Annotated in this window: 16 protein-coding genes; 8 read left to right on the top strand and 8 right to left on the bottom strand. The window is 60.2% G+C overall.

Going from position 1 to position 18,679, the window contains the following annotated elements:
- The first annotated feature begins 8 nt into the window (after nucleotides 1-8).
- Genes trpD through AC0JZ8_RS14070 form a run of 5 tightly spaced genes read left to right on the top strand, consistent with a single transcriptional unit; the run spans nucleotide 9 to nucleotide 5,032 of the window.
- Nucleotides 9-1,025 carry an anthranilate phosphoribosyltransferase gene (gene trpD, locus AC0JZ8_RS14050; protein ID WP_062456914.1) on the top strand — a complete coding sequence of 339 codons (1,017 nt, stop codon included), beginning with the start codon at nucleotides 9-11 and terminating at the stop codon, nucleotides 1,023-1,025.
- 4 nt (nucleotides 1,026-1,029) lie between these two features.
- Nucleotides 1,030-1,845 (top strand): indole-3-glycerol phosphate synthase TrpC, encoded by an 816-nt coding sequence (gene trpC, locus AC0JZ8_RS14055; protein ID WP_092662348.1) that lies wholly within the window; start codon nucleotides 1,030-1,032, stop codon nucleotides 1,843-1,845.
- On the top strand, nucleotides 1,845-2,324 hold the full coding sequence (gene moaC, locus AC0JZ8_RS14060; RefSeq protein WP_062456920.1) for a cyclic pyranopterin monophosphate synthase MoaC: 480 nt from the start codon (nucleotides 1,845-1,847) through the stop codon (nucleotides 2,322-2,324). Before trpC ends, moaC begins: the two co-directional genes overlap by 1 nt.
- A complete protein-coding gene (locus AC0JZ8_RS14065; protein ID WP_471892763.1) occupies nucleotides 2,324-3,541 on the top strand; it encodes a molybdopterin molybdotransferase MoeA in 1,218 nt (405 codons plus the stop codon). Before moaC ends, AC0JZ8_RS14065 begins: the two co-directional genes overlap by 1 nt.
- A 24-nt stretch (nucleotides 3,542-3,565) precedes the next feature.
- Nucleotides 3,566-5,032 carry a cryptochrome/photolyase family protein gene (locus tag AC0JZ8_RS14070; RefSeq protein ID WP_471892764.1) on the top strand — a complete coding sequence of 489 codons (1,467 nt, stop codon included), beginning with the start codon at nucleotides 3,566-3,568 and terminating at the stop codon, nucleotides 5,030-5,032.
- Between the two features lie 46 nt (nucleotides 5,033-5,078).
- On the opposite strand, the gene AC0JZ8_RS14075 is transcribed toward AC0JZ8_RS14070, so the two are convergent.
- From AC0JZ8_RS14075 to AC0JZ8_RS14090, 4 genes are all read right to left on the bottom strand, one after another.
- A complete protein-coding gene (locus AC0JZ8_RS14075; RefSeq protein ID WP_092662342.1) occupies nucleotides 5,079-6,707 on the bottom strand; it encodes a CTP synthase in 1,629 nt (542 codons plus the stop codon).
- Between the two features lie 135 nt (nucleotides 6,708-6,842).
- On the bottom strand, nucleotides 6,843-7,295 hold the full coding sequence (gene secG / locus AC0JZ8_RS14080) for a preprotein translocase subunit SecG (protein WP_062456931.1): 453 nt from the start codon (nucleotides 7,293-7,295) through the stop codon (nucleotides 6,843-6,845).
- Nucleotides 7,296-7,389: 94 nt separating this feature from the next.
- Nucleotides 7,390-8,160, bottom strand: coding sequence for a triose-phosphate isomerase (tpiA, locus tag AC0JZ8_RS14085; RefSeq protein ID WP_471892765.1), 771 nt, complete (start codon nucleotides 8,158-8,160; stop codon nucleotides 7,390-7,392).
- A gap of 244 nt (nucleotides 8,161-8,404) precedes the next feature.
- Nucleotides 8,405-9,292 (bottom strand): alpha/beta hydrolase, encoded by an 888-nt coding sequence (locus AC0JZ8_RS14090; RefSeq protein ID WP_471892766.1) that lies wholly within the window; start codon nucleotides 9,290-9,292, stop codon nucleotides 8,405-8,407.
- A gap of 195 nt (nucleotides 9,293-9,487) precedes the next feature.
- On the opposite strand from AC0JZ8_RS14090, the gene parE reads away from it, so the two are divergent.
- Nucleotides 9,488-11,539, top strand: a complete 2,052-nt coding sequence (gene parE / locus AC0JZ8_RS14095; RefSeq protein ID WP_471893377.1) for a DNA topoisomerase IV subunit B — start codon at nucleotides 9,488-9,490, stop codon at nucleotides 11,537-11,539.
- Nucleotides 11,540-11,576: 37 nt separating this feature from the next.
- Here the strand turns inward: parE and AC0JZ8_RS14100 are convergent, their stop codons facing one another.
- Nucleotides 11,577-14,123, bottom strand: a complete 2,547-nt coding sequence (locus AC0JZ8_RS14100; RefSeq protein WP_471892767.1) for an HWE histidine kinase domain-containing protein — start codon at nucleotides 14,121-14,123, stop codon at nucleotides 11,577-11,579.
- Nucleotides 14,124-14,388: 265 nt separating this feature from the next.
- Here AC0JZ8_RS14100 and AC0JZ8_RS14105 point away from each other — a divergent pair, with 265 nt between their 5' ends.
- Both AC0JZ8_RS14105 and AC0JZ8_RS14110 read left to right on the top strand, forming a co-directional pair.
- Nucleotides 14,389-15,597: an AI-2E family transporter gene (locus AC0JZ8_RS14105; RefSeq protein WP_062580694.1), complete on the top strand. Its 1,209-nt coding sequence runs from the start codon at nucleotides 14,389-14,391 to the stop codon at nucleotides 15,595-15,597.
- An 82-nt stretch (nucleotides 15,598-15,679) separates the two neighbouring features.
- Entirely contained in the window at nucleotides 15,680-16,117 is a 438-nt protein-coding gene (locus AC0JZ8_RS14110) for a hypothetical protein (protein ID WP_062580693.1), read from the top strand.
- Nucleotides 16,118-16,119: 2 nt separating this feature from the next.
- Here the strand turns inward: AC0JZ8_RS14110 and AC0JZ8_RS14115 are convergent, their stop codons facing one another.
- The 3 genes from AC0JZ8_RS14115 to AC0JZ8_RS14125 all read right to left on the bottom strand — a co-directional run bounded on the left by AC0JZ8_RS14115 (nucleotide 16,120) and on the right by AC0JZ8_RS14125 (nucleotide 18,579).
- Nucleotides 16,120-17,247: a DUF2336 domain-containing protein gene (locus tag AC0JZ8_RS14115; protein WP_062458049.1), complete on the bottom strand. Its 1,128-nt coding sequence runs from the start codon at nucleotides 17,245-17,247 to the stop codon at nucleotides 16,120-16,122.
- A gap of 149 nt (nucleotides 17,248-17,396) precedes the next feature.
- Nucleotides 17,397-17,999 (bottom strand): flavin reductase family protein, encoded by a 603-nt coding sequence (locus AC0JZ8_RS14120; protein ID WP_062456946.1) that lies wholly within the window; start codon nucleotides 17,997-17,999, stop codon nucleotides 17,397-17,399.
- 4 nt (nucleotides 18,000-18,003) lie between these two features.
- Nucleotides 18,004-18,579, bottom strand: a complete 576-nt coding sequence (locus AC0JZ8_RS14125) for a nitroreductase family protein (protein WP_062581422.1) — start codon at nucleotides 18,577-18,579, stop codon at nucleotides 18,004-18,006.
- Nucleotides 18,580-18,679 lie beyond the last annotated feature (100 nt).

Consider the following 18,679-nt stretch of genomic DNA (forward strand, 5'->3'; position numbering starts at 1 on the left):
GCCAAAGAATGCCTGAGCTGAAACCCTTCATTGCCAAAGTTGCTGCCGGGGAGAGCCTCACGCTGGATGAGGCGCGTCAGGCGTTCGACATTCTGATGTCCGGCGAGGCGACGCCCTCGCAGATCGGCGGGTTTCTGATTGCGCTGCGCGTACGAGGAGAAACGGTGGCGGAAATTTCCGGCGCCGTAACGACCATGCGCGAGAAAATGCTGCGGGTCGACGCACCAGCCGATGCCGTTGATATCGTCGGTACCGGTGGCGATGGTGCCGGCACCTACAACATCTCGACACTGGCATCGATCATCGTGGCTGGTACGGGCGTTCCCGTCGCCAAGCATGGCAACCGGGCGTTGAGTTCCAAATCGGGGACGGCGGACGCTCTGTCGGCTCTCGGCGTCAACCTGGAAATCGGTCCGGACCGCATTGCCCGTTGTATCCGCGAGGCCGGGATCGGTTTCATGTTCGCCTCGATGCACCACGCCGCGATGCGCCATGTGGGGCCTAGCCGCGTCGAACTGGGCACGCGGACGATCTTCAACATTCTGGGTCCTCTCTCGAACCCTGCAGGCGCCAAGCGTCAGTTGCTCGGCGTTTTCGATCCGAAATGGCTGCAGCCGATCGCAGAGGTGCTGCGCGGTCTCGGCTCCGAGACTGTCTGGGTCGTACATGGCCAGGGTCTGGACGAGATCACCACGACAGGCGTGACGCAGGTCTGCGCTCTGGAGGGCGGCAGTATCCGCTCCTTTGAACTGACCCCAGCCGATTTTGGCGTGCCGCAGGCAACGCTTGCCGACCTCAAGGGTGGTGACGGCATCCACAATGCGAAGGCGTTGCGTGCGGTTCTCGGCGGGGCGAAGAATGCATACCGTGACATTTCACTCTGCAACGCGGCGGCAGCGCTTGTCGTCGCCGGAAAGGCCGAAACGCTGAAGGATGGCATGACGATCGCCACGAACGCGCTCGAAAGCGGCAATGCCGCTGCAGCGCTTGACCGGCTTGTGGCCGTATCGAACGAGAAGGATTGAGCGAATGGCGGATATTCTCAAGAAGATCGAAGCCTATAAGCGCGAGGAAATCGCAGCGGCCAAGGCGAGTGTACCGCTCACTGAGCTAAAGGCTCGTTCCGCCGACCAGCCTGCTCCGCGCGGTTTTCTGCGTGCGTTGCAGGCCAAGAAGGATGCCGGCATTTTTGGTCTCATTGCCGAAATCAAGAAGGCGAGCCCTTCGAAAGGGTTGATCCGTCCAGATTTCGATCCGCCGTCGCTCGCCGCAGCCTATGAGGCCGGCGGTGCAGCCTGCCTGTCTGTTCTAACAGATACGCCGAGCTTTCAAGGTGCGCCGGAATTCATGGTCGCAGCAAAGGCTGCCTGCGCCCTGCCCGTTCTGCGCAAGGATTTCATGTTCGAGACCTACCAGGTGCACGAAGCGCGCGCCTGGGGAGCCGACTGCATCCTGATCATCATGGCGGCGCTGTCGGATGACGACGCGCTTGCGATCTACGAGGTCGCCGGCGAGCTTGGCATGGATGCGCTGATCGAAGTGCACGACGCCCCTGAAATGGAGCGGGCGCTGAAGCTCGAGGCACCGCTGGTGGGGATCAACAACCGCAATCTGCGCACGTTCGAGCTCGATCTCGCCATCAGTGAGACACTTGCACCGATGGTGCCAGCCGATCGACTCCTCGTCGGCGAAAGCGGCATCTTCACCTACGCCGACTGCCAGCGGCTTCAGAAGGCTGATATCGAGACCTTCCTCGTCGGTGAAAGCCTGATGCGTCAGGACGACGTTGCTGCGGCGACGCGGCTGCTGCTGTCCGGCGAGCTCTCCGCACAGGCGGCCGAATAATGGCAACACTCACTCATATCGATGCGGCCGGCGAAGCGCATATGGTCGATGTCGGCGACAAGACTGAAACCGTACGTTCGGCGACGGCCGAGGGTCATGTCAGGATGCTTCCCGAGACGCTGGCGCTGATTCTGGATGGCAATGCCAAGAAGGGTGACGTCATTGGAACAGCGCGGCTCGCCGGGATCATGGCGGCGAAGAAGACCAGCGATCTCATTCCTCTTTGCCATCCGCTGATGCTGACCAAGGTCTCGGTCGAGATTACCGAAGACGCCGCCCTGCCCGGTCTGCGTGTCACGGCGACCGCCAAGCTGACCGGCAAGACCGGCGTCGAGATGGAAGCGCTGACGGCGGTGTCCGTTGCCTGCCTGACGATCTACGATATGGCGAAAGCCGCAGACAAGGGCATGCAGATCGGCGGCATCCAGCTTCTCGAGAAGACCGGCGGCAAGTCCGGAACATACCGCCTGGAGGGCTGATGAAAGCACTACTCCCCGTGGCGGATGCCAGGAGCCGGCTGCTCTCTGCAGCGCGTCCGATCGACGATATCGTGAATGTTCCGCTTGGCGAGGCCGACGGTCGCGTGCTGGCTGCCGATCTGGCCGCGAGGCTGACGCAGCCACCGTTCGACGCGTCCGCCATGGACGGCTACGCAGTGCGGGCAGCGGATGCGTCCACGGTCGGCACGGAACTGTCAGTCATCGGAACCGCTTCCGCAGGGCATGCCTTCCAGGGTGCCGTCGGTCCGGGCGAAACCGTGCGTATCTTTACCGGTGCACCTTTGCCGCAGGGCGCTGATTCTGTCCTCATCCAGGAAGACGCCGAGCGAATAGCGGACGACCGGATCCGCACTGCATTTGCCGTCGTCGAAGGACGGCATGTGCGGCCCCGCGGCCAGGATTTCGCGGAGGGCGAGATCGTCCTCAAGCGCGGCACGGTGCTCGACTTCGCGCATCTAACCGTCGCCGCCGCGATGAACCATCCGACGCTTGGGATCTATCGGCGACCAAGGGTCGCGATCCTTGCGACCGGTGACGAGCTTGTAGTTCCTGGCGGTGTGCCGGCGACCGCGCAGATCATTGCCTCCAATACGTTCGGCGTCGCCGCACTGGTGCGGTCCAACGGCGGTGAGGTTCTCGACCTTGGCATCGTCAAGGACAACCAGGCGGATATCGCTGCAGCTGTCGCACGGGCGCAGCTCGAAAAGGCCGACGTGCTGGTCACGCTCGGTGGAGCTTCTGTCGGCGATCACGACCTCGTCCAGTCGACGCTGAAGGGCGCCGGTATGGAACTCGATTTCTGGCGGATCGCGATGCGTCCCGGCAAACCGCTGATGGTCGGTTCGCTCGACGGCATGCATGTGCTGGGCCTGCCCGGCAACCCGGTCGCAAGCCTTGTGACCAGTCTCCTGTTCCTCGAGCCTCTGCTGCGAAAGCTCGCGCGTCTCAGCGAGAGGAACCGCGAGGTCATGGGTGTCACAGCGGAGCATATGAAGGCGAACGACCAGCGGCAGGACTATGTTCGCGCGAGCGTGACGCGTGACGCGGCGGGAAATCTTGTTGCCAAGGCTTTCGGAAAGCAGGATTCGTCGATGATGAAGATATTTTCGCGATCCGACGGCCTTATCGTGCGTCCGCCGCACGCTCCGGAGCTGGCTGCCGGTGCACCCTGCCCTATATTGCTCATTCGTTCCTAAGGCGCTTTCCAGGCGTCCTTTGCGATGCCTCGAACGGAGAAGCGCGTGCCTGCCGATCATTCAACTGACAAAGACATTCCGACCATCCTGTGGTTTCGCAAGGATCTCCGTCTCGATGACAATGCGGCGCTGAATGCCGCGATCGATGCCGGCGGCGCGGTCATCCCCGTCTATATTCGCGAACCCGACGAACTGAACATCGGGCCTCTCGGTGGCGCGCAGGAATGGTGGCTGCATCATTCGCTGACGGCACTCAAGGGCGCGCTGAAAGCGCTCGGCAGTGACCTCATCCTCGTTAGGGGAAAGGCCGAGGATGTTCTGTCCGACATCGCCCACAAGACCGGCGCCCGCTCCGTCTTCGTCAACCGCGCCTATGAACGCACGGACTACGACCGTGAAATCGCGGTCGCCCTCAAAGACAAGGGCATCGCCATCAGCGCCTTTCATGGCCAGCTTCTCCACGAGCCGGACCGGATCCGCACGGGGGCGGGCAAGGCATTCAAGGTTTTTACACCGTTCTGGAACGCGATGCAGAAGCTCGGCGAACCGCACGAGCCGATGGATACCCCAAAGTCCATCCCTGCCCCGAAGCAATTTCCCCGTTCGGAAAGCCTGGACGGCTGGGACCTGCTGCCGGCAAAGCCGGACTGGGCTTCGGGTTTTTCCGAAATGTGGACACCGGGCGAACAGGGCGCGCGGGAGAAGTTAAAGGACATCATCGACAGGGACCTGCACGACTACAAGCGCGGTCGGGACTTTCCGGCGATCGACGCCACGTCTTCGCTGTCTGCCCACCTCACCCATGGTGAGATTTCCCCTGCCCGTATCTGGTACGAGACGAGAGGTCTTCCGGCGAAGACATCGGAAGACGTGTCGCACTTCCGCCGCGAGCTTGCCTGGCGTGATTTCTGCTACGGTCTGCTGATCGAATTTCCCGGCCTCGATCGCGAGAACTGGGACGACAAGTTCGACGCATTCGAATGGCAATACGATGCCAAGCAATTCACGGACTGGACAAAGGGGATGACGGGTTATCCGATCGTCGATGCCGGGATGCGGCAGTTGTGGAGATACGGCTACATGCACAACCGGGTGCGGATGATCACGGCGTCGTTCATGATCAAGGATCTGATGATCGACTGGCGCAAGGGCGAGCAGTGGTTCCGCGATACGCTTGTCGATGCGGATCCTGCCAACAATTCCGCCAACTGGCAGTGGGTGGCCGGCAGCGGCGCCGATGCCTCACCGTTCTTCCGGATCTTCAACCCTATCCTGCAGGGCGAGAAATTCGATCCAGACGGCGATTACGTTCGCGAGCATGTGCCCGAACTGGCAAAGCTCGACCGCAAATACATCCACAAGCCGTTCGAGGCGCCTGCGGCCGTGCTGGAGAAGGCAGGGATCGAGCTGGGGAAGACCTATCCAAAGCCCATCGTCGATCACGGCTTTGCCCGCGACCGGGCGCTCGCCGCATACAAGGCGCTCAAGTAGAAAAGCGGGCAAAGAAAAACCCGGCCGAAGCCGGGTTTTTCTTGTCTTAGACGAGACGGCTCTGTTCGAGCGCTGCCTCGACGAAACTCGCAAACAGCGGGTGCGGATCGAGCGGTCGGCTCTTCAGTTCCGGATGGTACTGAACGCCGATGAACCACGGATGGTCAGGGTATTCGACCGTTTCCGGCAGAAGGCCGTCCGGCGACATTCCCGAAAAAACGAGGCCGCAGTTTTCCAGGCGTTCCTTGTATTGGACGTTCACTTCGTAACGGTGACGATGGCGCTCGGAGATATCCGTCGATCCGTAGATCTCGGCGATCTTGGTGCCCTTCTTCAGAGCTGCCTGATAGGCGCCGAGACGCATCGTGCCGCCGAGGTTGCCGGCGGTAGACCGCTTCTCGAGCTCGTTGCCCTTCAGCCATTCCGTCATCAAACCGACGACCGGTTCCTTTGCAGGACCAAACTCCGTCGAGGATGCGTCTTCGATGCCGGCGAGATGACGGGCGGCTTCTACCACCGCCATCTGCATGCCGAAGCAGATGCCGAAATACGGAACCTTGCGTTCGCGGGCAAACTGGGCTGCGAGGATCTTGCCTTCGGAACCGCGCTCGCCGAAACCGCCGGGGACCAGAATGCCGTGAACCTTTTCAAGCCACGGAGCCGGGTCTTCCTTTTCGAAGACTTCCGATTCGATCCACTCGAGATTGACCTTGACGTGATTGGCGATGCCGCCGTGATGCAGGGCCTCGATCAACGACTTGTACGCGTCCTTGAGGCCTGTGTACTTGCCGACGATCGCGATCGTCACTTCGCCTTCCGGCGTGTGGATGCGGTTGCAAACCTCTTCCCAGGCGTCCAGACGGGGCTTGGGAGCCGGTTCGATGCCGAACGCAGCCAGCACTTCCGAATCGAGGCCTTCCTTGTGGTAGGCCATCGGGACGTCGTAGATATTGGCGACGTCGAGCGCCTGGATGACCGCGGATGGGCGAACGTTGCAGAACAGCGAAAGCTTGCGGCGCTCGGCCTCCGGGATTTCCCGGTCTGCGCGCACCAGCAGGATGTCCGGCGCGATACCCAGCGCCTGCAGTTCCTTGACGGAATGCTGGGTCGGCTTGGTCTTCAACTCGCCGGCTGCCGCAATGAACGGCATCAGTGTCAGATGCAGATAGATCGTTGTTCCGCGGGGCAAGTCGTTCTTGACCTGGCGGATCGCCTCCATGAACGGCATCGCTTCGATGTCGCCGACCGTACCGCCAACTTCGCAGAGAACGAAATCGTAGTCCTCATTGCCCTCGGTAACGAAATCCTTGATCTCGTTGGTGACATGCGGAATGACCTGAACGGTCGCGCCGAGGTAGTCGCCGCGGCGTTCCTTGTCGATGATGTTCTTGTAGATGCGGCCGGTGGTGATGTTGTCGGTCTTGGTCGCCGAACGGCTGGTGAACCGCTCGTAGTGACCGAGATCCAGATCGGTCTCAGCGCCGTCGTCGGTCACGAAGACCTCGCCGTGCTGCGTCGGGCTCATAGTTCCCGGATCAACGTTGAGATAAGGATCGAGCTTCCTCAGCCGAACCCGGTAACCCCTCGCCTGGAGCAGTGCTCCGAGGGCCGCGGCCGCAATTCCTTTTCCGAGGGAAGAAACCACGCCGCCTGTGATGAATACATATCGCGCCATGGGAGCCACCGAATACCTTCTGATTTCTGATTCCGCCAGCGGAATTTTCTTTTTCCGAAAAAAGTCTGTGGAATCTCCACAAACGAAAACCGGCAGGCTTTTGGCCCGCCGGAGTTTGTTGCCTTCAACCGTGCCTTACTGGCCGGTTGGAACGCTGTTCGTCGGAGCGGGCGTTGCCGGGGCCGGTGTCGCCGGAGCCGGTGCTCCCGTTGCCGGTGCTGTCGGAGCAGGCGCTGAACTCGCGCCATCCGATGGGACGCCGTTGCTTGCCGGCGGAGCGGTCGGTGCCGGGCCGAGCTGGTTCAAGATACCATTGCCTGAACCCTGCTGGCTCTGCGGAATGCGGTCGAGAATATCCGTTGGACGCGATTCGTAGCGTGCCAGAATACCGAGCGCCAATGACGTGACGAAAAACAGCGTCGCCAGGATCGCCGTCGTGCGGGTCAGGGCGTTTGCCGTGCCGCGCGCCGACATGAAGCCGGAACCGCCGCCGATGCCAAGCCCTCCGCCTTCGGAGCGCTGGATCAGCACGACGCCGACAAGCGCCAGCACGATCATGAGATGAATGACGATCAGAACAGTCTGCATGAATAAGATCCCTGCCCCGTTGGCGAGGCAATAGAAGAAGTTTGGCGGCTCTTTACATGAGGCCCGCCCGCTTTCCAAGCCCCTATTGAATGGCTCAGGCGGTCAAGGCCTCATAGACGCCGTAGATGGCGAGAAAATCGTCGGCTTTCAAGCTGGCGCCACCGATCAATGCGCCATCGACATTTTCGATCGCCATCAGCTCCGCCGCATTGCCTGGCTTGACCGAGCCGCCGTAGAGGAGACGCATCCCCTTGCCGTCGTCGCCGAACCGCTTCACAAGTTCTGCGCGCATGAAAGCATGCGCGGCTTCCACATCGCTTGCGGTCGGCGTCACGCCGGATCCGATCGCCCATACAGGCTCGTAGGCAATGACCGTGTTTGCGGCTGTGGCATGGTCAGGCAGGGAGCCAGCGAGCTGACGCTTCAGGATATCGAGTGTCTGGCCGGTGTCGCGTTCGTCCGCCGTTTCACCGACGCAGACGATCGCGATCAATCCGGCCGTATGGGCAGCCTCGGCCTTGGCGCGAACGATCCGATCAGTTTCACGATGATCGACGCGCCTTTCGGAATGGCCGACGATCACATGCGTGCCGAAGCAGTCGGCGATCATGTCGGCGGAAATTTCGCCGGTATGCGCACCGCAATCCTTCTGATGGCAATCCTGGGCGCCGATCATCAGCGGGCTGTCCGTCGAAAGTGCCGTCGCCACATAGAGAAGCGTGGCCGGTGGACAGATCAGGGTTTCGACCTTGTCCGAGAGAGGTCCCATCACGCCCTGCGCGATTGCCTTGATCTCGGGAAGGCTGTCCCGTGTGCCGTTCATCTTCCAGTTTCCGGCAATAAGCGGGCGAATTTCTGGTGTCATGTCGATCCCTGGTCCTCTCCTCCAGCCGACGCCGTTGAGCGCCGCCACCTAAACGTGCAGGACATGCCTCCCGACATATCCTTTCACACTTCGTACGCTGAATAATGAACGTATTTCAAGTGCTTGCATGGATCATGGATGGCGCAGCATGGCCCAGATGTCGTCCCGTTGCGGGTGGGAAGCGATCCACGCCGCGATTCAATCGGTTGAGAACCATTTAAACGCGCGATTGCAGCCAAACGGGTTATTTGTGGGCAATAAGCACGAAATTGAGGGCTTTGCGCCAGTCGATCATCCGAATGGGTGTTCCGTGCCCGCCTGTATTGAAAACGGACATACGGACCGGGTATCCGGAACTCTGCAATTTCCGGTAGACCTCGGTCTGTCCCCTTGCTGCGTAGACGCTGTCGGCGCTGCCGTGAGCGATATAGACCGGCAGTTTTGCCTTGGCCAACGGCGTTGACGGCAGACCCGGATCGGGTGGACCGCCCAGCAGCACCATGCCCTTCAAGGACCGGATCGTCGTGGCATCATGGCTCACGGCCTGACAGATGAATCCACCCATGGAGGCGCAGGCGAGGATGACTGGACGTCCTGCCGATTTCTCCGACGCATAGCGAATAAGGGCAGCGATATCGGCAGCACCTTTGTCGTCGAAGGATTTTACGCTCGGCGAATAGTAGGTCCCGCCTGACGCGGTGACGAGGTTCTTCAGCCGGTTGAAATTGCCGCCGAACGTGTAGTCGTTGACGCCGAGCCGCCTGTCGCCGCCCCTGCCGTGAATGAAGATCACCGTGAAGGCGCCACCTTGAGAAGGTCCCACCCTGGTGACATCAAGGGTCCGTCCGGAGAAGGCCAGGGTTTCATTTTCCTGGACACGGCGCGGTCCAAGCGCCACATAGGCATTCTTGACCCGCCGCTCAGGCTCGCTGTCACGTCCGTTGATGTCGCGCAGTTCCTGGTAGTCGACCACCTCGTAAGCGCCGCCATCCTTGGTCTCCAGCACCTCGAACCTGGAGAAAAGCTCGTCCTTGAACGGCTTGATGGGGCCTTCCTGCGCGAGGCTTGCTGAAGCGGTGAGCGCGACCATGCCAGCAAGAAGCGTGCCGAAAAAGAAATGAACTGTGGACATGCGGGCTTTCATTCGGAACCTTCTGTCTTCCAACTTGCCATGCTAAAGCCGAGGCAGCATTGCTGGCAGAGCCGCCGTGTGCGTACGGCATCGCGAGAAAGCCGGTTTTCTGGCAAAATCGCATGTGATTCGAAACAGCACGAGATGGGTATGGCTATCTCCTCCGCACCCCGACAGGTAGTACCGACACCGCCAATGGATGACAATAACGACCTTTTTGCCGATACGCCCGCTCTCCCCGGATCAGCGCCAGCGGAACCTGTACCCGCCGTCAAGGCAGCGCCTTCGCCGCGACGTCCGGCTACAATCGCCGCCGACGGCGACGACTACGGCGCATCGTCGATCCGCGTGCTGGAGGGGCTGGAACCGGTGCGCATGCGCCCCGGCATGTATATCGGCGGCACGGACGAAAAGGCTCTCCACCATCTGTTTGCCGAAGTCATCGACAACTCGATGGACGAAGCCGTGGCCGGCCATGCCAATTTCATCGAGGTGTATCTGGATACCGAAGGTTGCCTGACGGTTACCGATAACGGTCGTGGCATTCCTGTGGAAAACCATCCGCAAGTGCCCGGCAAGTCGACGCTCGAAGTCATCATGACCAAGCTTCACGCCGGCGGTAAGTTTGACGGAAAGGCTTACGAGACCTCGGGCGGCCTCCATGGCGTCGGCGTCTCTGTGGTCAACGCGCTTTCCGACATGCTGGAAGTCGAGGTTGCGCGCAACAAGAAGCTCTATCGCCAACGTTTTTCCCGCGGAGTTCCGCAAGGTGGGCTCGAAGAACTCGGTGACGTACACAATCGTCGCGGCACCCGCGTCCGCTTCCATCCGGATCCGCAGATCTTCGGCGATCACGCGAAGTTCGATGCCGGTCGCATTTTCCGCATGGCGCGCTCGAAGGCTTATCTGTTCGGCGGCGTCGAAATCCGCTGGAGCTGCGACCCGTCACTGGTTCAGGCCGGTGGCGATGTGCCGGACAAGGCAGTCTTCCATTTTCCCGGCGGTCTGAAAGACTATCTTTCGGCCACGCTCGGCAAGGATTTCACCGTCACTCGCGAAATCTTTGCGGGCCGCACCGAAAAGACCGGTGGTCACGGCGCCATGGAATGGGCGATCACGTGGTATGGTGGCGACCCGCAGGTTCACTCCTACTGCAACACCATCCCGACGACCGAAGGTGGCACTCATGAAGCCGGGTTGCGCATCGCGCTGACCAAAGGCCTGAAGAATTACGCCGAACTGACCCAGAACAAACGTGCCCGCGAAATTACGACGGATGACGTGATGATCTCGGCCGTGGGCATGCTGTCTGTCTTTATCCGCGAGCCGGAATTTGTCGGCCAGACCAAGGACAAGCTTGCGACCGTGGAGGCTCAGCGGCTCGTCGAGAACGTTCTGCGCGACCCCTTCGATCATTACCTGACCGGAAATCCCAACGAGGCCGCGAAACTGCTCGACTGGGTGATTGAGCGCTCCGAAGAGCGGCTTCGTCGCCGCAAGGAAAAAGAGGTCAATCGCAAGACGGCCGTGCGCAAGCTGCGCCTTCCCGGCAAGCTTGCCGATTGCTCACAGAACACGGCCGAGGGCGCCGAACTGTTCATCGTCGAGGGTGACTCGGCTGGCGGCTCGGCGAAGCAGGGCCGTAACCGGTTGAACCAGGCCATTCTTCCGCTCCGAGGTAAAATCCTCAACGTCGGCTCGGCAAGCCGCGAGAAACTCTCGGCCAACCAGCAGATCGCAGATCTGGTGCAGGCGCTTGGCTGCGGCACGCGGACGAAATACCGCGAGGAGGATCTTCGCTACGAGCGGGTCATCATCATGACCGACGCCGATGTCGACGGCGCCCATATCGCATCGCTGCTGATCACGTTCTTCTATCAGGAAATGCCCGAACTCATCCGCGGCAGCCATCTTTATCTGGCCGTGCCGCCGCTTTACGTCATCCGGCAGGGTGGCAAGACCGTCTATGCCCGCAACGACGCGCATCGGGCCGAATTGATGGAAACGGTGTTCAAGGGCAAGAAAGTCGAAATCGGTCGCTTCAAAGGCCTTGGCGAGATGATGGCTGCGCAGTTGAAGGAAACGACCATGGACCCGGCCAAGCGCACGCTGCTGCGCGTCGGGATCGACGAGGTGGATTTCGAAGGCACGCGCGAGGCGGTCGACAATCTGATGGGTACACGGCCCGAGGCGCGCTTCCGGTTCATCCAGGAACGCGCCGCCTTCGCCGATAACCTCGATATCTGATTGCTACGACCGGAAGACTTCCGGTCGCATTTTGAAGCTATCGTTCCAGAACCTTGCTGACGGCGGCGATCAACGCCGTCGCTTCATAAGGCTTGCGCACAACCGGCGCTGAAAACGTCGCCGGAATGATCGAGCGATCGCTGTATCCCGTCGCAAACACGAAGGGCACGTGACGACGCAGAAGTTCTTCCGCGATTGGAAGCGACGTACCGGATCCCAGATTGACGTCGAGGATCGCGACGTCCGGGGTGAAATCCTTGAGGCGGCGAAGCGCGTCCGAGACCGAAGGCGATGTCGTTACCTTGTCGATACCATTGTCCGCCAGCATCGCCTCGACATCGGCTGCGATCAGCATCTGATCTTCCACAAGAAGGAACTCCAGATTGCCGAGTGATCGCTCGCTCGCCGTCCGTCCGCCGAGCCCATCTAGGTGGAGATCGTCCTCGGATGCCGCGTCATCATCTGCGTGAACGTGCTTGGAGGGGATGACAAAGACCGCGTTGACGCCCTCGGGCGGATAGTCGACCGATGCCCGTCCATCCAGCTCGAAGGGCATGCTGCGGCTGATAAGGACACTGCCGAACCCACTGCGACTGGGCGCCTTGGTGACCGGACCACCGGTTTCTTTCCAGGTCAGCTCGCAATCGCCATCGGCGCTTCGGCCCCACTCGATGTCGAGCCGACCGTCAGATACCGAAAGCGAACCGTATTTCGCAGCATTGGTAGACATTTCGTGCAGGACGAGGGCCATGACGGAAAACGCACGGCTATCAAGCCAGAATCGCGGTCCGCTCATCGTCACGATGCGGCTGCTTCCCTTATAGGGCTGCAGTTCGGCCTCAAGAAGGTCGGCCAGATGTCCGCCATCGCCGCTGCGGACGACCTGATCGTGCGCATAGGCCAATGCCTGAATGCGTCCCTTCAGCGAGCCGACGTAATCGGACAGCGGTCTTGAGTCATCCACAGGATGCCCCACGAGCGCCTTGATCACAGACAGGATGTTCTTGACGCGGTGGTTGAGCTCCTCGTTGAGCATGCGCTGGCGCACGTCCGCCTTACCGCGCTCGTCCGCAAGCAGTTCGTTATGATGCAGTACGGTTTCGACAAGAACTGCCCTGATGGCGTCGGCAATCTCGAGATCCGTATCGGTCCAAGGTTGAGCCTTGAGGCGCACCTGTTCTTTCCAGATGGCGAAGCTCGACCTCGGCGTCAGTCGCTCCCCATGCGGTCCGCTGGTATACTGCTTGTCGGGATTGCCTGCCCAATCAAGGGTCTGCACGACTTCCTTGCGGAAGAAAAACAGATAGTCGCGAGGGCGCTGGGACAACGAAATGGCAAGAACGCCGCTCACGTCGTCCGGCGAGATCATCGACAACGGTAGCGACCGAGACAATTCGGCCGTCGACCAAATCCGTCCGCCCGCGACGCCGCCGACCAGTTCCGCCAGTTCGGCAACGAGATGCTCCTGTGGCACGAGGCCCTGCCCCGTCCAGATCCCGTCAAGCCAAAGCCCGACCCCATCGCAGGGTAGCATGCCGCCGAAATCATCCAGCGAACTTCTCAACAGCCCGCTAATATCGTTGTGGTTGGAAGCGATCTGAAGGAATCGGTCAAGCGAACGTCTGGCAAGATTTGCCGTTTCGACAAGTTGCTTCTGTTTCAGCGCGCTCAAATGCAGGGAGAAGAACTCGCCGAACGTTTCTGCCGCAACGCGCTGGGGCATCGACAAGGTCTTCGGCGAATAATGGTGGCAGGCCATCAGCCCCCACAACTCGCCATCGACGATGATGGACACCGACATTGAGGCAGAGACGCCCATGTTGCGAAGATACTCGCAGTGGATCGGCGAAACACTCCTCAGATGCGCGAAGGACATATCGAGCGGCAAGCCGTCTTCGCCCAACTCAGGGACGATGGCCACCCGCTCGTTATCAGCGTTGGAAATGACGCGGATGGTGTTCTTGATGTAAAGAATGCGTGCCTGTTTGGGGATATCCGCTGCAGGAAAATACTGGCCCTTGAAGCTCTCGAGGTCGCGGCGTTTGTATTCGCTGACGACCTTGCCGGACCCTTCCTCCTCGAAACGATAGACCATCACGCGGTCATATCCGAGCATGGCGAACATCAGCCTTGCAGCGTTCTCGATAAGCCTGTCGATGCTCTTCATGTTGCGAATGCGGCTGATCAACATGCGCGCAACTTCGAGCGGCTGGTCGGCATCGTTGGAAGCCGGCTCGAACTCGATGATCACCTTGGAATCGAAACGATGCAACGAGATGTCGAAAGCTTTGCCTGACGGGAGTCGCAAGGCATGGCGTAGCGCCGGGCGTGCTGGATCATCGGAGGTCGCGAGCGCGTTGCGAAGCGAATGGGCCGCTTCGCCACCGACGACGTCCTCAAGTCTCCGGCCGTTGATGTCACCTTCAACACCGAGCATTTCTCCGACATTCGCAGAGTGGTGAAGAATCTCAGCGCCAGTTAAGTCGCAGGCAAGAAGGCAACCATGCGGTTGAATGCTCCCTGGGATGTGAATTGGCTCGCGGTCGCAATTTGTAAGGTCGACCGCCTCCGCATTGAGCATCATTAAAGTCCTTGGATCTCGTCTCTTATCAAACACGCGTACGTTACGGTTATCTATTGTTCTGCTCTACCGAAACAAGGGGCGCTGACAAAGACGGTTTAGCCATCGCAATGCCCTAGATGAAGTTATGGTTCGGTGTTTTCACATTTGTATCGTATCTGAAGGATAGGCAGACGATGAAGGGCTCGGTTAAGAGGTCCACGGTAGGCTTGCAGCGTAATGGCTGAGACACCATATCGGCGACAGCAATCGGGAGTGGCAGTATATCGTGAGCGCGCAAGATGATCGGAACATCCCTATAGAACCGCGTTGGCTGGGACCGGTCTCTCCCAATCGCATTGCTCTGATACCGGCGATATCGGCAGCTCGATGGCTTCTGGTCCTGATTGTTGCTGCGTCGATTTATTTCTTCTACGGCTTCCTTGTGCCGGTTCTGGCCGCCTTGGTCATCGGATTTGCCAGCTGGCCACTATATCGCAAGCTCTTGGTCCGCGTTGGCGGAAACACGACAATCGCCGCGACGCTTGCCATTCTGTTCATCCTCGCCTTTCTGATTGTGCCGATCGGCGTCGCGATCAGCTACACCACGGGTGAACTGCGCCAGTGGTTCAGCTGGGCGGTTGAAGTGAACAGGTTCGGGGCACCGCCTCCAGCCTGGATCATCGGCCTTCCCTGGGCCGGTGATTGGCTCGGGTTGCAGTGGACAAAGCATGTTGGGTCACCTGGCGCCATCGGCGAGCTTGTACAGATCGTTAGCGGAGCCAATATCGGCAATATCTACCGCGCTGTGATAGCTGCCGGAGATGGCGTCTTCCATCTTGTTCTGACCATGCTGTTTATGATGATCGCGCTGTTTTTTGTTTATCGTGACGGCGCATCGTTTTCACGCCAGATTGATCTCGTTGGTGAGCGCATCCTGCCGTCGCGGTGGGAGCGGATTTCGCGTGTCGTACCGGCGACAATCAGTTCGACGGTGACCGGGATGACGTTGATTGCGATCGGCGAAGGCATCGTGCTTGGCGTGGCCTACTGGATTGCTGGCGTCCCCTCGCCTGTGACACTTGGGGTCATCACTGGCGTAATGGCGCTTATTCCAGGCGGCGCGCCGCTTTCGTTTACGCTGGTATCTGCCTATCTCGTTGCCAACGGCTCGTTCGTCGCAGGGATCGGGCTGTTCACGTGGGGTGCGGTGGAATTGTTTATCGTCGACAAGACGGTTCGTCCGCGCCTGGTTGGCGGCCCCATCAAATTGCCATTCCTTCCCACATTCTTCGGCCTTGTCGGTGGTGTGAAAACCATGGGCTTTCTCGGACTGTTTATCGGTCCGGTTCTGATGGCGCTGATTGTGTCGATATGGCGGGAATGGATTCGCGAGGTCCGTATGGCAGAGACGACCGAAGTGCAATCGGCCGACCTTGCGGTGTCGCCGAGCGAAGCGGCGGAGCGGGCCTATAAGCGTAAGGCGCAAACGCCTTAAGCGTTCAGCCCCGCTGCCGACGCCTCGCTGGCGCCATCATTGAGCAATCTAACCCCCAACAACCGCCATTGGGGAAAACCGCATGAATTCCGCGCTCATCGTCATGACTATTTTGGGCTGCAACGATTCGGCCACGGACTGCCGCTACATCTCGACGGTCGACCAGAGATGGCCAACGGTCGCCATGTGCGACGCTGTTTCCGAAGACAGGCTACCGTCCTATGCCAATCAGCCTTATCCGGTAATCATCGCCGTCTGCCAGAATCCGGATGATGCGATCGAGACAGCAACACAGTCGCAAACCCCTCCCGTGCGGGATCAAGCGTCCGAGCCGATAGCGGCGGCTCCGGAGCCAGACAGCGACGTAAGCGAGAAGCAGAAGGAAGGTCTGGCCAGCCGTGCGATCCAGCGGGTTCGCAACGTTTTGCCAACGACCGAAGGCGTCAAGACGCTCGTGACGACGCCCGTAAGGCTTGTCGAAGGCGGTTATTCGTGGGTTGCCAAGCGTTTCGACCGCTAAGCTCAGGCAGCAAGCGCTAACTCGCTCGCATAGGCCCGTGCGGCGAACCGCATCTCCAGACGATGCCGTCTCTCGATCATCTGGATCATATCCGAGACTGCCGGATGCTGCCCTGCAGCCCCTGAAAACCTCTCGATCAAACGACCGCAGACATCAGCGGTGGAACGACCCGCCGACGCGTCGCGCCAGAGCAGGACAGCCTCGACGAAGACGGCGGCAATCTCTCTTGTCAGACCACAGGCTTCAAAAAGGGCGCGAACGGCATGAAGGCGGCCTGTCGCCAGGATAGGCCTCACGCGACGCTCTCCGAGCCCGGAAAGGGTCGATACCGCCTCTGCAACGAGGTCCGCTTTGCCAAGGCAAAGGGCGTGGATCAGGAAAGACGGTGTGAGGCGTCCCGATGCCCGGAGATGCTCGACGAGTGCCGGCACTTCCTGCTGGGACGTCGTTCCTGCAATTGCAACGGTTGCCGCTTCGTCGGCCTCGCGGCCCACATATTCGATACGGCCGCGAGCAAGCGTCGAGCGGACCAGACCGCAGTTGAGAAGCGTGTCCGCGATGTGGCTAACGAGCATGTGGCGCGCTTCTGAAGGAAGGTCTTCGCGCTCGAGCAGAAGGTTGCGAATGTCGTGGCGCTGTCCATGCCGCTCGGCGATCCGGCGCAGGGATATGCCTGTGATCAACGCAGTGCCACTTTCGAGCAGAATCAGAATTTCCGGCTCGTCGCCGATTTCTGCAAGTGCTGCACAGGCGCCGCGGGAAAGATTGGGCCGCGAGGCGATCAGACGCCGGGTCATTCCATCGCCTCGGCCGATCAGGTCGACAAGATCCGAGTCGCTGATCACGGGCGAGCGGGCAATCACCGTACAGGCGATCTCGACCTGATCTTCCGCAAGCGCGAGGATGATTGCACGAGGAGCCTGAGGCGAATCGGCGATCGATTCTGCCAATGCGAGACGTACGCGCGGCGAAGGGTCATCGAGAAGGTAAGTGATCGCCAATCCGGCAGCCTTGCGCTCTTCCGCCCCCATCGCCGCGTGGAGATATGCCCGACCAAGGGCATCCGCTGCGCGGGAACGGTCCCCAGCCCTTGCCGTCTCAGCCCAACGAAGAAATGCCTGTACGATCACGACCTGCCCCGGAAACACAACGCTGCTGCTCCGTCTGGAACAGCCTGGTGCCACGGTAGAGACAAAAAGTTTAAGATTGGTTCACCATGTTCCACACCCGGCGCGGCGCACCTCACGCGTAGCCTGAACCAGGCCGAGAGTATGAAATCTCACGTCGGACGGATCAGTTCGAACACGCCCTCGCCGGCATCGGAATAGTCACGGTAGCCCATGCGGCCGACCGGTCGGGCAAGCTGCATGTCGATTCGGCCATCCCGGATGATGTCTTCGGAGATATGGATTCCGACCACCTCGCCAAACACCATGTAGGCGTCGGTGAGCTCGCCCTTGAGATCCTTCGGCTGGATCACTTCGGTAAGACGGCACTCCAGCGCGGTATAGGCCTCCGCAACGTAGGGCGCGTCGACGACCTCTCCCATTCTGGCGGTGAGGCCAGCCAGGTCGAACTCATTCACCCCGTAATCTACCGGAGCCGAGGAAGCGTTGACCTGTTCGGAAACATGGCGGCTGGCCATGCTTGCCGTGAAAAAACCCGTGTCCGACGCATTCTTCAGACTGTGCTTGCGTCCCGACGAGGAGAACATCACGATCTTGGGGTTATCGGACACGATGTTGAAGAAAGAATAGGGCGACAGGTTCAGCGAACCGTCGCGGCCTTTGGTACCGATCCAGCCGATCGGCCGCGGCGCTACGATCGCCTTGAAGGGATCATGGCGCATGCCGTGGGCGTTCGTGTCGGTGCGATAAAACATGCGTTCAACCTGCGTAGGTGACAATGTCGGCAAGAGCCGGCCGCGGCCGGTCCGGCGTCGCGAAATCGCTCGAGCCGATATGAATGAAACCCGCGACCTTTTCGCCCGGGCTTATGCCAAGAGCGTCGAGGGCTCGCTCGTCGTAGCACACCCACTCGGTGCGCCAGTTGGCAACATAGCCATGTGCATTTGCAGCCATCAGCATGTTGAGGCAGACAGCGCCAGCCGACAGGACCTGCTCCCATTCAGGGATTTTGACGTGGGGCTGCGCGGTGCTGACAACGGCAACGACAAGCGGTGCACGTGTGAAACGCGTCAGTTCAGCCTGTTTGGCCGGTTCATTCATCTCCGGGTTACCGGCGAGCGCGAGTTCAAGGAACGTTTCGCCGAGCTTTGTGCAAACGTCACCCCGATAGACGACAAGGCGCCACGGCGCGATTTTGCCATGATCGGGAACGCGGACCGACATGCTCAAGATCGATTCGAGCTCTTCTTGCGATGGGCCCGGGCCTGTGATCTGGGCAACGGGCGTCGAGTGGCGCTCTTGCAGGTAATCGCTGAGCTTCAGGTTGTTTTCCATGTCGAAAGCTTCCGATCGATACGTGATATAGAGGTAGGCCTTGAAAATGCCCGGACGTTCGTCTTCAAGTGGCTTCTCGCAAAACAAGAGTCAACGGGTC

It is taken from the genome of Velazquezella soli, assembly GCF_977018685.1.